Source organism: Pelagivirga sediminicola (assembly GCF_003072125.1).
GTDB lineage: Bacteria > Pseudomonadota > Alphaproteobacteria > Rhodobacterales > Rhodobacteraceae > Roseovarius > Roseovarius sediminicola.
This window is the reverse complement of record NZ_QCYH01000007.1, coordinates 1-12,992: the sequence shown is the minus strand read 5'-3', so window position 1 is coordinate 12,992 and position 12,992 is coordinate 1. Positions and strand designations below refer to the sequence as shown.

At 59.7% G+C, this 12,992-nt stretch carries 9 protein-coding genes and 6 pseudogenes; 8 read left to right on the top strand and 7 right to left on the bottom strand.

The window, feature by feature from the left end; all coding sequences use genetic code 11:
* Positions 1-790: 790 nt before the first annotated feature.
* Positions 791-1,674, top strand: a pseudogene (locus DC366_RS12620) (transposase); the annotation flags it as partial.
* 125 nt (positions 1,675-1,799) lie between these two features.
* Positions 1,800-2,531 (top strand): class I SAM-dependent methyltransferase, encoded by a 732-nt coding sequence (locus tag DC366_RS12615; protein ID WP_108692714.1) that lies wholly within the window; start codon positions 1,800-1,802, stop codon positions 2,529-2,531.
* Positions 2,532-2,592: 61 nt separating this feature from the next.
* On the opposite strand, the pseudogene DC366_RS20300 reads toward DC366_RS12615, so the two are convergent.
* Positions 2,593-2,970: pseudogene (locus DC366_RS20300) on the bottom strand (site-specific integrase); the annotation flags it as partial.
* 242 nt (positions 2,971-3,212) lie between these two features.
* Here DC366_RS20300 and DC366_RS12605 point away from each other — a divergent pair.
* The 4 genes from DC366_RS12605 to DC366_RS12585 all read left to right on the top strand — a co-directional run bounded on the left by DC366_RS12605 (position 3,213) and on the right by DC366_RS12585 (position 5,486).
* Positions 3,213-3,545 carry an ArsR/SmtB family transcription factor gene (locus DC366_RS12605; protein ID WP_108692585.1) on the top strand — a complete coding sequence of 111 codons (333 nt, stop codon included), beginning with the start codon at positions 3,213-3,215 and terminating at the stop codon, positions 3,543-3,545.
* 34 nt (positions 3,546-3,579) lie between these two features.
* Complete coding sequence (gene arsB, locus DC366_RS12600; protein ID WP_108692584.1) at positions 3,580-4,647, top strand: ACR3 family arsenite efflux transporter; 1,068 nt, start codon at positions 3,580-3,582, stop codon at positions 4,645-4,647.
* Complete coding sequence (arsC, locus tag DC366_RS12595) at positions 4,644-5,066, top strand: arsenate reductase (glutaredoxin) (protein WP_108692583.1); 423 nt, start codon at positions 4,644-4,646, stop codon at positions 5,064-5,066. The genes arsB and arsC overlap by 4 nt, the downstream gene beginning before the upstream one ends.
* A gap of 267 nt (positions 5,067-5,333) precedes the next feature.
* Positions 5,334-5,486, top strand: coding sequence for an integrase (locus DC366_RS12585; protein WP_108692582.1), 153 nt, complete (start codon positions 5,334-5,336; stop codon positions 5,484-5,486).
* A 333-nt stretch (positions 5,487-5,819) separates the two neighbouring features.
* On the opposite strand, the gene DC366_RS12580 is transcribed toward DC366_RS12585, so the two are convergent.
* The 6 genes and pseudogenes from DC366_RS12580 to DC366_RS12555 form a co-directional block, all read right to left on the bottom strand.
* Complete coding sequence (locus tag DC366_RS12580) at positions 5,820-6,224, bottom strand: poly-gamma-glutamate hydrolase family protein (protein WP_243405119.1); 405 nt, start codon at positions 6,222-6,224, stop codon at positions 5,820-5,822.
* On the bottom strand, positions 6,160-8,349 hold the full coding sequence (locus tag DC366_RS12575; protein WP_108692581.1) for a xanthine dehydrogenase family protein molybdopterin-binding subunit: 2,190 nt from the start codon (positions 8,347-8,349) through the stop codon (positions 6,160-6,162). Before DC366_RS12575 ends, DC366_RS12580 begins: the two co-directional genes overlap by 65 nt.
* A complete protein-coding gene (locus tag DC366_RS12570) occupies positions 8,346-9,329 on the bottom strand; it encodes an FAD binding domain-containing protein (RefSeq protein ID WP_108692580.1) in 984 nt (327 codons plus the stop codon). The genes DC366_RS12575 and DC366_RS12570 overlap by 4 nt, the downstream gene beginning before the upstream one ends.
* Entirely contained in the window at positions 9,326-9,832 is a 507-nt protein-coding gene (locus DC366_RS12565; protein WP_108692579.1) for a 2Fe-2S iron-sulfur cluster-binding protein, read from the bottom strand. Before DC366_RS12565 ends, DC366_RS12570 begins: the two co-directional genes overlap by 4 nt.
* 279 nt (positions 9,833-10,111) lie before the next feature.
* A pseudogene (gene istA / locus DC366_RS12560) lies at positions 10,112-10,915 on the bottom strand (IS21 family transposase); the annotation flags it as partial.
* 213 nt (positions 10,916-11,128) lie between these two features.
* Positions 11,129-12,321 (bottom strand): annotated as a pseudogene (locus DC366_RS12555) (IS3 family transposase).
* Between the two features lie 67 nt (positions 12,322-12,388).
* Here DC366_RS12555 and DC366_RS12550 point away from each other — a divergent pair.
* Positions 12,389-12,580, top strand: a pseudogene (locus DC366_RS12550) (integrase core domain-containing protein); the annotation flags it as partial.
* Between the two features lie 38 nt (positions 12,581-12,618).
* Positions 12,619-12,884 (top strand): annotated as a pseudogene (locus DC366_RS12545) (integrase core domain-containing protein); the annotation flags it as partial.
* Positions 12,885-12,992: the final 108 nt, after the last annotated feature.

Here is a 12,992-nt window from a genome sequence, read left to right as displayed (position 1 = left end):
GTACCAGTCGAGAGCGAGGTCCACGAATTCCTCTCCCAGGCCCTCGGGCTCCTCGCTGTCCGGCCCAGACGATGCCCGTTCCGAAGTGTTGGAAGCCGGAATTTCAGCTTCCGGAGCTGCAAGTTGCCCGAAGTATTCCGACCTCGAGTGCGCCGCCTCCATTTCCCAAGAAGCAATTTCTGCGCGAGCGAGATCTATCGCCGAAAAGTGGAGGAGTTGTCCGAGACTTTGGCCGATCCGGAGATCCGGCCAATGGCGCTGTAGACCATTCGCGGTCTGATCGAAGCTGTGACCGTACACGAGTTGGACGACGGCATTCGGATCGACCTTGACGGGGCGATCGCAGCCCTAGTCGGACTGGCTCAGCCAGAGGGTGAGGCATTTCTCGGTGGTGGTTCAGTAAAAGTGGTTGCGGGAGCAGGTTTTGGACACTGTTTCACAGGCCTGAGTGAGGCCCGGATTGAACGATAACTTCACAGCCGCTTCTCACAGAGCCAAGATCGATCCATAGTGGCCCTTCATGCAACATGTTGCGAACGGCACTTACCGGCCATTCATCTTCTCGAGCGCCGCTGCTGCGTATTTCGCATTGCGGCCATTCGAGCAGAGCGCAGCATTTTCACCCCGGCAATGACCGGGCCGCGGACTTACGGTCGTTCGCCGCAAGTGCGTGATCTTCAACTTCGCCTACGCAGCATCTGGTAAGGAGGACTTATTTTGTTGAAAAACTCCTCCTTGATTGCGGCCTGAACTACTGATTCAAATCCTGCAATGGGTTGGAGGATCGGTGATGATGGGACCAAGGCAGGAGGCGCAGCCGTCGCTGTTCTACGAGTTCTCGCTGGAAGATCATGTCCCTCAGGATCACCTTCTTCGGTCCATCGACCGCTTCGTCGATTTGACTGACGTCCGCGCCTATCTGGCGGATTTCTACAGCCACACGGGCCGTCCATCCGTCGATCCCGAGTTGCTGATCCGCATGCTCCTGGTCGGCTATTGCTTCGGCATCCGGTCGGAACGGCGGCTTTGCGAAGAGGTGCATCTGAACCTCGCCTATCGGTGGTTTTGTCGGCTCGATCTGAGCGACCGGGTTTCGGATCACTCAACCTTTTCCAAGAACCGTCACGGGCGCTTCCGTGACAACGAACTGCTGCGGCATCTGTTCGGGACGACTGTCGCCCGGTGTATCCAAGAAGGTCTGGTGAACGGACAGCGCATGGCCGTAGATGCCAGCCTGATCGAGGCGGATGCCAACAAGCAGAACTCGACGCCGAAGGAAGACTGGGATGCAACGCACATCGATCCGGCTGATGCGCCGCGCGCCGTGCGCGAGTATCTCGACACGCTGGACGAGGCCGCCTTTGGTGCCGCCAGCGAGGTCCAGCCCAAGTTCACCTCGCATTCGGACCCGTCCAGCCAGGGGACAGCGGCGCGGAAAGGGCCTGCATTCTTCAGCTATTCTGACAATTATCTCATCGACACGGATCATGGTGTCATCTTGGATGTGGAACCGGCCATTCATGCATCACGCAGCATTTTCGAAGTGCGAAGGTCAGCAGCGCGGACATTGTGGCCGCTCGCGTGGGCGATGAAATTGACTTTTCACGCCTCAAGGTCGATACCGCTCGCATAGTTGAAGAGGGACATCCACATTGTCGCCCGGACGGCCGGTATCCCCCTCGCGGGACGACGATTACGTGAACCGACTACGCCGATTGCCAGCCTCGGCTTGGCCTTTTCCGACGAGGTCTTTTGGCGTGGAAAACGTGCGCCGCTCTCCCTTTTCTCTGGAGATGAACATGACACAGAATATCTACGACAACCCGGATTTCTTTACCGGCTACAGCCAGTTGCCCCGGCAGGTGCAGGGGCTGGATGGTGCGCCGGAATGGCCCGTTATCCGTGCGCTGCTTCCCGAACTGGAAAGTAAGCGCGTGGCCGATCTGGGCTGCGGTTTTGGTTGGGCATCCCGCTGGTTCCGTGAAAACGGCGCGGCCTCGGTCCTGGGGCTTGATCTGTCGCGGAACATGATCGACCGGGCGCGGGCCGACACTGACGATGACGCCATCGACTACCGCATTGCCGGTCTCGACACGCTCGAACTACCGGAAGCCGCGTTCGATCTGGTCTATAGCGCGTTGACTTTCCACTACGTAAAGGATTTTGGGCGGCTGATCCGCATGATCCATGCAGAACTGGCGCACGGCGGCGAGCTGGTCTTTACCATTGAGCATCCGATCTTCATGGCCGCCGCCAATCCGCACTGGATTAGGGATGAAAGCGGGCGCAAGACCTGGCCGGTCAACGGCTATTCCATGGAGGGCGAACGCCGCACCGACTGGTTCGTCAAGGGGGTGCTGAAGCACCACCGGACGCTGGCTACCACGATAAACACCCTGATCGGCGCGGGCTTCACGCTGCGCCGGGTCGAAGAATTTGCACCGACGCCGGACCAGATCGCGGTAATGCCGGAAATGGCCGAAGAGGCGGAACGGCCAATGATGTTGATCGTTTCGGCAAAAAAGAACTGATCTCTTCGCCGCCCAAGCTTAACGGGCGGGCAGCGAGCCGCCGATTGTCGCTCAGGGCTCGGAAACGCCCAGGCCATAAATATTCTGATCCGACCATCAAGGGATCATGCATCCATTTGTCCAATGACGCCCGCGCGCCATCCGAGATTTCGAACCGCACTGGCTTCTGCATCTTGCTTTGCAAGACCGAGGCACGTTCCTTGATCAGGCCGGAAGCCATGATATCGACGACCTTCAGTTTGACCAGATCGCACCCGCGCAGCTTGCTGTCGATCGTCAAATTGAAAAGCGCCAAGTCGCGATGGTTCTCGGCCAGTTCAAGCCGAACCCTGATTGCCCAATCATGCTTGGGTTTCAGAGGCCGCTTCTGACCCACGATGCGCCCCTTGTTCCAAGCAGGGCGAAGCGCGCGAATGGCAGGTAAATTCGGTGTTTGCATGACAGATCCACGCCCTCCACATCGACAACCCGACGTTGACAGATCAACGTATCACGAAATGCCGCGGCGCACCCGGGGTCGGCAAGGAGCCTTCTCTACTGATTTTCTGCAACGCAGCTACCGTCTGCTACCACTTTGGGGGTCAAAAACATTCAATAATTTCTTGGGTTTTGAGCGTTTTAGATGCCCCTAATTCCAAAAAAGCGCTTGACCTACTTTTTTATATCAATAATTCTGGATATATGGATAAGAATCATGCTCTCGGCGCTTTAGCGGCTCTCAGCCAACTTACTCGGCTCGATGTCTTCCGCCTGCTCATTAAGGCCGGAGAGGCAGGCATGACGGCGGGTGATATAGGCGACACCCTCGGGGCTCGTCAGAATACGATGTCAGCCCACCTAAGCATCCTGTCCCGCGCTAACCTTATCCGGAACAAGCGGGAAGGCCGCACCATCCGGTATTTTGCCGACATGGACGGGATGCGCGGTCTCTTGGCTTTCCTCATGGAAGATTGCTGCGGTGGACGTCCTGAACTGTGCCAACCAGTCATAAATGAGCTCGCTTGTGACTGCTAATGCGCGGAACTTTTAGAATGGAGACTTGCCCAACATGACCGATACATCGCTCCCCGCTGCGGCGGATCTGGGAACCTTTGAACGCTGGCTGTCCGTTTGGGTGGCACTTGCCATTGGCGGCGGGCTGCTGCTGGGTAACATCTTTCCAGGTCTCTTTTCTTTTCTGGCCGCATTGGAGGTCGCCTCGCTCAATCTGGCCGTGGCGGTTCTGATCTGGGCGATGGTCTATCCGATGATGGTCGGCGTGGATTTTGGCGCCCTACGCCAGGTCGGTGACAAGCCCAAAGGGCTGGTCGTGACCTTGGTGGTCAACTGGCTGATCAAACCCTTCACGATGGCGGCCCTCGGTGTGTTGTTCTTCGAGTACGTCTTTGCGGGCCTGATCCCGCCGGACGACGCGCAGGCTTTCCTCGCGGGTGTTATCCTGCTGGGTGCCGCGCCTTGCACCGCGATGGTCTTCGTTTGGTCAAACCTCACGCGTGGCGATGCGACCTATACGCTGGTGCAGGTAAGTGTAAACGATGTGATCATGGTCTTCGCCTTTGCACCTATCGTCGCCTTTCTGCTGGGCGTCACGGACATCGTTGTGCCGTGGGACACGCTTCTGTTATCGGTGGGCCTCTACGTCCTGCTGCCCCTGCTGGCGGGGTATGTGACGCGCCGGAATCTGGTCGCGAAGGGCGGCGAGGCGGCGGTCGATGCCTTCAAATCCCGTGTGCAACCTTTCTCGATCATCGGGCTGCTGGTGACGGTGGTGTTGCTGTTCGGGTTTCAGGGCGAGGTTATTCTGGACCGCCCGCTCGTTATCGTGCTGATCGCCGTGCCGCTGCTGATCCAGTCTTACGGGATCTTCTTTGTGGCCTACCTTGCAGCGCGGGCATGGCGCATTCCGTTTAGCGTCGCCGCGCCCTGCGCTATGATCGGCACGTCCAACTTCTTCGAGCTTGCCGTCGCCGTCGCGATCAGCCTGTTCGGGCTGGGGTCGGGGGCCGCCTTGGCAACCGTCGTCGGCGTCCTCGTCGAGGTGCCCGTGATGCTGTCGCTTGTCGCCTTCGCCAACCGGACGCAGCACTGGTTTCCCAAAGGGGGGGATGCATCATGAGCATTGTCATCCACCATAACCCCGACTGCGGCACCTCGCGCAACGTGCTGGCGATTATCAAGGCGTCAGGCGAGACGCCTGTGGTGATCGAATATCTTCAAACGGGCTGGACCCGCGCGCAGCTTCTGGCGTTGTTCGCCGCAACTGGATTGACGCCCCGCACCGCCCTGCGGACGACAAAATCCCCGGCGGAGGAACTCGGACTGCTCGATCTCGCCGTGGACGACGAGACGCTGCTCGCAGCCATGCTGAGGCACCCTATTCTGGTCAACCGTCCTATCGTTTGCTCGCCCAGGGGCGTGCGGCTGTGCCGCCCGAGCGAGACCGTGCTGGATCTTCTGGACCGCCTGCCACCCGGTCCGATGTGGAAAGAAGACGGCACGCTGCTGATTGACACGGAAGGAGGCCCGCTTGACTGATACACCGAACCTCGAAGAAGATCATTTCCAAGCCATCGACACTGATCGCCTATTGGCACCTGCGCGCGCAGCGCATGCCCCGCGTATTGCACTGCTTTACGGGTCGCTGCGAGAACGCTCCTTCAGTCGACTGATGACCGAGGAGGCCGCACGCACCCTGGCGCGTCTGGGGGCGACGTCGGATACAGCGCAGCATTCCAATGCTACTATGCCTGGTCAACGTCGGGTTGTCGTTATGGGAGGGCGTGGCGGATCGGAGGACCAGCCATGCAGACACCAGACTTACCTGCCATTCGCGCGCCTCGCCCCGCCCGGAACAAAGAGCGCATCGTCGGTCAGGAGCGACCGCTCAGCACCGTCAGATTCCTCGGCGTTGAACTTGAGGATGCTCTTGCGATTGCAGAGGCCATTGAAATCTAATGTTTTGGGCCGCCTTCACGGGCGGCCCAAAGCCAACCTCCACGAAATGGTCAATATGTTGCAACGCCCCCATGATTGCGGACTTTCGCTGCGACTCCATCATCGCGAGTAGCTCGAACTCACAGTTTGCGGGACGAACTTGCCACCCCAGCAATATAGGGGCGCGTCAGCACGATGCTTTTTCGCGGACAGTCGTCCATGTTTGCTTTAGGTTTCACGATATGCGCTCGATACTGCTTGGATCGCAGCTCGGAGTTATCGCCTTTTCAATTTACGCACACCGAATGGATGGCGCTGCGTATAGCCACGCGGAAATCTTCCCAAGAACTTCCGCTAGGTCGCCAGCCTGCGACGCAGCGATCGCGAAAGTTCGAGCTGCACCCCTTCACCTGAGCGACTCCGGTTGCAGATGTTGGTTTCATAAACGCCAAACAACGCCTTGTGGAGTTCTGCTCCGAAGCAAGCGTTGCGCAGCGCAGCACCAATAGAGACGCGTAAATAGGTTGAGCGGCCGCCTAGCCATACCTTGTCACTTCCGTCGTCCTTTCGGCCGTGGATCGCGACTGCAGTAGAAGGCCTGCCGACAAGGTTGAGAGCATTGGGCTCGTCGAAGCGGTGAGAGGTAATGTGGAGGTCGCCATGTCCCCCAACGAACAAGATAATTCCGCCTTCGTCACAACCCCACAATGACTTTATCCAACGTCGCCGGATAGTTCCGCACGCGCACGCCGGTGGCATTGTAGATCGCATTGGTAATTGCCGCGGCCGCGCCGCAGATGCCAAGCTCGCCAATACCTTTGGCCTGCAGGGGGCTCGCCCAATCATCGCGCTCTTCCAGAAGTTCAACCGTCAGCTGCGGCACGTCGGCGTTCACAGGAATATGGTATTCGGCAAGGTTGTGGTTCACCACATGGCCATCGCGCGGATCAAAAGTCAACTCTTCTGTCAACGCCATGCCGATGCCGAAGGTCATCCCGCCAAGGCATTGCGAACGCGCCGTTTTGGCGTTCAGAATCCGCCCGGCTGCGAAGCTGCCATGCATGCGCCTTACGCGGGTTTCCCCAGAGGCTGCATGGACGGCAACTTCGGCGAAGTAGGCGCCAAACGTAGCCTGACGCACGGCGTCCGAAGTTTCACCGGGTAGCACATGGCCGAGCTTTGCAATTTCGTCACCTTGCAAAACATCCGTCAGGGCCTTGGTCTGATTGGCATAGGTCGCGCGAGCGTCTTTTAGCATCAGGTCATGCTCATTCACGTCTAACCGGTCGGCCAGTTGGCGACGGATCGCTTCGCAAGCAATATATACCGATGTCCCGCTGGAGGACGCTCCCCAAGACCCGCCCGAGCCGGCAGCCGGGGGCAAGTTGGTGTCGCCGAGGATCACATCGACCTTGTCGCGGGGCAAGCCGAGCATGTCGCCAGCGATCTGGCCGAGGATCGCATAGGTCCCGGTGCCAATGTCGGTCATATCAGTCTCGACCCGCGCCGTGCCGTCCGGCAGCAGCGTCACCCGGGCCTGGCTTTCCATCAAGGCGTTGATACGCGCGGCCGAAGCCATGCCATAACCAATCAGCCATTCGCCGTCGCGCCGTTCCTTAACGCCGGGACGCTTGGCCCAACCGAAAATCTCAGCGCCGCTTTGCAGTGCTTCGCGAAACCGGCGGGATGAATAGTCTTTAACGCTTTCGGGGTCTTTCTCGGGAATGTTACGCAGGCGGAGCTCGACGGGGTCGATGCCTACCTCATGCGCCAATTCGTCCATCGCGTTTTCCACCACGGTGACGCCTACGGCTTCTCCCGGCGCACGGACGGAGCCTGCGCAGAGCCGGTGCAGACGCGCCAATTCAAGCGACATCTTGCGGTTGGCCCCAGCATAGAGAAAGTGCGAGGCTTGCAGCACCGGCTCGGCAAAGGTCTCTCCGGGCAGGTTGGACACACGTGCATCATGGCCGAAACCACTCAACCGCCCGTCAGAATCGGCGGCAAGGCGCAGCCGCTGGCGGGTTTCCGAACGGCGCATCGTGGCCTCATAGACTTGCTGGCGGTGCAGGGCGACGGAAACCGGACGCCCCAGCTCTTTCGCCGCGATAGCGGCGGCCACCGCTTCCGGCGCCAGCCCCAGCTTGGAGCCGAAGCCGCCGCCCACGTAAGGGGAGATTATGCGGACCCTGTCAGGGTGGATGCGCAGCGAATCCGCCAATTCATTACGGTTGTATTTCAGCATCTGATAGCTGGCGCGCAGGGTCAGGTCTTCGCCCTCCCATGACGCGATGGAAGCATGCGGCTCCATCGGCGAGCTGGAATGCGACGGGGTGGTATAGACCACATCAACACTGTGCTTGGCTTCGCTCATGGCACCATCAAGGTTGCCTTGATCCAGCGTCTGGTCTTCCTGAGGCTCAACTGCGGCGGTTGCCGGATCGACGGGCACCATTTCCCCATTCTCAAGCGTGACTTTCAAGGCCTGCGCCGCGTGTCGGGCCTGTTCGAAGCTTTCGGCAACGACAATGGCGATCAATTGACCAAGGTAGGTCGCGTGCTGCGCTCCTTGCACCGGCGCCTTGTTGGCCGTGCCCTGGGCGGGGTTGCGCAGCAGACGGTCGTCCTGGATCACCGACAGGACGCCGGGCATCTTCGCCACTGCCTCCCTGTTGGACAGCACGACCCGGCCGCTGTTGCCCGGCGCGCGGACCATGACGCCATGCACCATACCCTCGATCTGCCACTCATTGGCATAGGTCGCGGTGCCGGTGACCTTCAATGCGCCCTCGGGCCGGTCGAGCGGCGCTCCGACGAGGCCCTGCGCCATGTCATCCAGCCGCCGTTCCGTCGCCGGGGCGTCCATCTTGAATTGCTCGGTCATGTCCGTGTCTCCGTCAATTCCGTGAGCACCGACACAAGCGTGCGGCGGGCGAGAAGGAGCTTGAAATCATTATCGCCGAAGCCCCGCGCCTGGGCGAGCAACTGATCTGCGGCTTTGTTAAAAAGCGCCTCCGACGGCGTTTCGCCGACAAGAAGAGCTTCGACCTGAGCGTCACGCCAGGGTTTTGGTGCCAAGCCGCCAAAGGCCAGGTCCGCTCGGGCAATGCGACCATCCTCCATGGCTACGATTCCCGCGACGGAAACCAAGGCAAATGCATAAGACGCACGGTCGCGCACCTTGCGATAGGTCTGACGCCCATCAACGCGCGCGGGCAGAACGACGCCTGTGATCAGTTCGCCGACTTCCAGCACCGTTTCGCGGTCCGGCCGATCGCCGGGGAGAAGGTAAAGCTCATCAAGCGTCAATTGACGGGTCTCGCCGTCTTCCTTCAGTGTCTCCACCTTGGCTCCGAGCGCGCGCATCGCCACGGCCATGTCGCTGGGGTGCGTGGCGATGCAATGCTCTGACGTTCCCAACACGGCGAGAATACGGTTAAATCCCTCGCGCGCCGCACAGCCGCTGCCCGGCTCGCGCTTGTTGCAAGCCATTGCGCGATCATAGAAATACAAGCATCGCGTGCGTTGGAGCAGATTGCCCCCGGTGGTCGCCTTGTTGCGCAACTGAGCGCTTGCACCGGCAAGCAGGGCGCGGCTCAACACCGGCCAATCGCGGCGCACGCGGGTGTCATTGGCAAGGTCACTGTTTGTCACCAAGGCACCAATCCGCAACCCGCCGTCTTCGGTTTCTTCGATCTGGTTCAGCTCCAGCCGGTTGATGTCAATCAAGGCCTCGGGTGCCATGACCTCCAGCTTCATCAGGTCGAGCAGATTGGTGCCGCCCGCGATAAAAATGCCGCCGTCCGCCACTTGGCGCGTCGCGGCCTCCGCGCTATCGGCACGGATATAATCGAAAGGTCTCATGCGCCTTTCCCTGCCGCTTTCCGGATCGCCTCGACAATGTTGGGATAGGCTGAACACCGGCAGAGATTTCCGCTCATGCGCTCCGAGATCTCCTCATTCGTGAGCTCCGCCCCACCCACAAGATCGTCCGTCACATGGCTCGGCCATTCATTTCTTATCTCTTCCAGCATCGCCGTCGCCGAGCAGATCTGCCCAGGCGTGCAATACCCGCACTGGAACCCGTCTTCGCTGACGAAAGCTTCTTGAAGCGCGCTGAGGTTGCCCGGCTGGCCGATCCCTTCGATCGTGGTCACCTCATCGCCGTCATGCATACACGCAAGCGTCAGGCAGGCATTGATGCGCCGACCGTTAACCATAACCGTGCAGGCCCCGCATTGTCCGTGATCGCAGCCCTTCTTGCTACCCGACAGTCCGAGGTGATGGCGGAGGGCATCCAGCAGGGTCGTTCTTGGATCAAGCTCCAGTCGCCGCTGCGTGCCATTGATTATCACGTTTGTTTGCACGGGAAATTTCTCTGAATTGGTTCAAGGATGGTAGACCAACCCGCACGCTATCGCTTGGTTCCGAGCTTTCGGACCAGTAACCGAAGGGTCTTCGTTGAAGCGTGCGGTGAACTCTCTTGGCTGAGTGGTCATGTCAAACAACAAGCGGTCAGCGCTCAGACTCCGAAACCTGCGTGATCCGCCAAGCGGAGCTTGAAGTGAATTGCAGCTAAAGTCCGGACACCGCCCAATTTACATGTGCTCCCTCTGCTGGAGGGTAACATGACATAGGTCCGCTTCGGGCTTGCGCGGCCGGGTGGGCAGCACGGTCGTGTCGTAATGCGTGTCGGAGAAGGTCTTGGTCAGCGACGGCTCGAACCAGAGCGGTTTGGCCACGGCGGCCTTCAGATTGTCGCAGACGATCGTCTTGGGGACCCCGCCGAAGAATTTAAGCGCCCGGACCTGAGCATCAATCCAGTCGGGCAGCTTCTGGCTGAGGCTCGCCCAGGCGAAGGTGTAGTTCGAAGCACCCAGAACGGCGACGAAGATTTGCGCGCGATGCTCAGCACCGGTGCCCGGGTCGATTACCGGGACCGTGTGCCCGGCGTAATCGGTCTGCATCACCGCGCCGGCCTCATGGCGATTACGATACCGGGGGCTGATGCGGTTCTCGAACGCGCGGTAGCGTTCGCAAAACCAGGTGTAGCCATAGTCGTCCACTGCCCGACAGGCGATGCTTTGCGTCGCCGAGAGGGGGGGATGGGAGGCTCGGTATTCCTCCCAGAGCAGCACCAGCGTCACGCCCTTGCGCTTCATCTCCGCGATCATCTTCGGCCAGTCGGGTTCGCTCAGGTCTCGGGCCGGGCGGCCGACACGCTGGAAAAGGACCTGCTTCAGCGTCGCATCGTCATCGCGACCGGATGGCAATGGCCAGCAGTTCAGACCTGCCTCCCGGGCGCGAAGCAGGTAAGTCGCCACGGTCGTCTTGCTGAGCTTCAGGCGCAGGCCAACCTCGCGCACCGAAAGCCCCTGTTCATGCGTCAGACGCAATATGGTTCGTATGTCTTGCACAGTCATGCGCCTCGGTTGCTTGCGTCTTGGCATGTCCCCTCCCGGTCTCGATCAAGATCGGCAGAATGCCGTGACGACGCAGGCGATGACCAACCGTGACCACGGCCCCCGGTGCTGTCCGGGAATTACCGAAATCCCTGTCCGGGAATTACCGAAACGCGTGTCCGGGAATTACTGAAATCCGTGTCCGGGAATTTGCGAAACCCGCATGTGGCGCACCTGACCTGCCCCCCGGTCGTCCCTCAGTCACAACGAGAGTCCTTGGGTTTGATAGTCGTCGTATTCGGGTGTGGCAAGCGCGCCGGGCGCGATGCCATCAAGTAGTCAAGCGTTCGGCGCGCTTCTGCGGGGGTCTTGTTGCCGAGCGATGAATGCAGCCTGACGTTGTTGTAATCGTAGCGCCAGAGGGCCAGCGTTCGCCGGGCGTCGGCCAGGCTGTCGAAGATCTCTTCGTTGAGGCATTCATCGCGGAGGCTGCCGTTGAATGACTCGATGTAACCGTTCTGTTGCGGCTTGCCGGGGTCGATGTAATGCCACTCGACCTTGTTGTCGTTGGCCCACTTCAGAATAGCCTTGCTGGTGAACTCCGTGCCATTGTCAGAAACTATGCAGGCGGGTTTCCCATAGATCCGTATCAGAGCATCCAACTCCCGTGCAACCCTGGCCCCAGAGATGCTGGTATCAGGCACCACGCATAGGTTTTCACGGCAGCAATCGTCATTGACAGCCAAGATGCGGAATTTGCGACAGGCTCCGAAAGTGTCGGACAGGAAGTCCAAGGACCAGCGCTGGTTCGGACGCAATGGCACTGGCATTGGTGTGCGGCTGCCTCGCGCCCGTTTCCGGCCTCTACGGCGGCGCACTGACAGGCCCTCTTCCCGGTAAATCCGGTAAAGCTTCTTTTCGTTCATAATAATCATGCCCACGCGCTCCAGCACGACGCCAATGCGCCCCTCTCATCGATACTGCGTATCGACTGCCGGGCAGTGGGTAACCGAACCGGCGCCGCTTCTCAGCAATCTTGTTCATTTCCAGACGGATCTCCGGGTTATCGGGCGGTCTCTTGCGCCGCACGGTCTTCGGATCGACCCCGATCAGGACGCAGACCCGGCGTTGAGAGATCGGATGATCCCGCATCGCCCGCAGCACTGCGTCCCGCCGTTGCATCGGCGTCGTCAGGGCTTTCCCAGGAGATCCTTCAACACAACATTGTCCAGCATGATATCTGCCACCAGGCGCTTCAGCTTCGCGTTCTCATCCTCGAGTTGCTTGAGGCGTTTGGCGTCGGAAACATCCATCCTGCCATATTTGGCCTTCAGCTTGCAGAACGTCGCAAGGCTCAGCCCATGCTTACGGCACAGCTCGGCCGTCGGCAAACCAGCCTCCTGCTCTTTGATCATCCAGATAATCTGCGCTTCGGTGAAACGGCTTTTCCGCATGTCGTCTGCTCCTTCAGGTTGGGCAGACTCTACATCAGACTGAGGGAACTTCCGCGGGGCAGGTCACCTGAAATACGAGTGTGTTTACCTGCACGCTTGGGAGACCGGATCTCAGGCCCGGGCCGGTGTCCGGAAATGGATGGAATTCTACAATCATCGCCGCCCACACAAAGCACTTGGCGAACAACCACCGGCGGTGGTCTACTCGCTGAAAGTCGAAGCAACGCAACCCGATCAGCAGGAGCAGATTAGAGCTTAAAAAGCGCCAGATCCTGTCCAAAGAATGGGGAGCACCTCAAGCCCCAGCAGAACGCCCTCATCGAGAGCTTCAAGGGAGCCTGCGCGACGAGATGTTAAACGAGGAAATATTCGACACCTTGGGAGATGCACGGCGCAAGCTGGCCCTATGGCGCCACGACTGCAACACCGTCAGGCCACACTCGTCGCTCGGCAACCAGACACCGCAGCAAGCGCGCCGAGCGCTTGAGCAATTTGAGAACTCCGCGGCCGACGCGCTTGCACCAGACGGGGAACCGGAATACCCAAATCCAACCTGCAGTCTCTACATCATGGTGAGGGACCAGCGGGAGCAGGGTAAACCTCCGCCGAGGGCCGTCTGGCTGCTGGGCTGTGAGATCGTTTATCGAGTGTCCTTATGGACGCACACGAAG

Excerpts from the sequence above, each read along its gene's own strand:
- DC366_RS12615 (WP_108692714.1), top strand. The coding sequence starts at position 1,800 with ATGACACAGAATATCTACGACAACCCGGATTTCTTTACCGGCTACAGC.
- DC366_RS12605 (WP_108692585.1), top strand. The coding sequence starts at position 3,213 with ATGGATAAGAATCATGCTCTCGGCGCTTTAGCGGCTCTCAGCCAACTT.
- arsB (WP_108692584.1), top strand. The coding sequence starts at position 3,580 with ATGACCGATACATCGCTCCCCGCTGCGGCGGATCTGGGAACCTTTGAA.
- arsC (WP_108692583.1), top strand. The coding sequence starts at position 4,644 with ATGAGCATTGTCATCCACCATAACCCCGACTGCGGCACCTCGCGCAAC.
- DC366_RS12585 (WP_108692582.1), top strand. The coding sequence starts at position 5,334 with ATGCAGACACCAGACTTACCTGCCATTCGCGCGCCTCGCCCCGCCCGG.
- DC366_RS12580 (WP_243405119.1), bottom strand. The coding sequence starts at position 6,224 with ATGCCACCGGCGTGCGCGTGCGGAACTATCCGGCGACGTTGGATAAAG.
- DC366_RS12575 (WP_108692581.1), bottom strand. The coding sequence starts at position 8,349 with ATGACCGAGCAATTCAAGATGGACGCCCCGGCGACGGAACGGCGGCTG.
- DC366_RS12570 (WP_108692580.1), bottom strand. The coding sequence starts at position 9,329 with ATGAGACCTTTCGATTATATCCGTGCCGATAGCGCGGAGGCCGCGACG.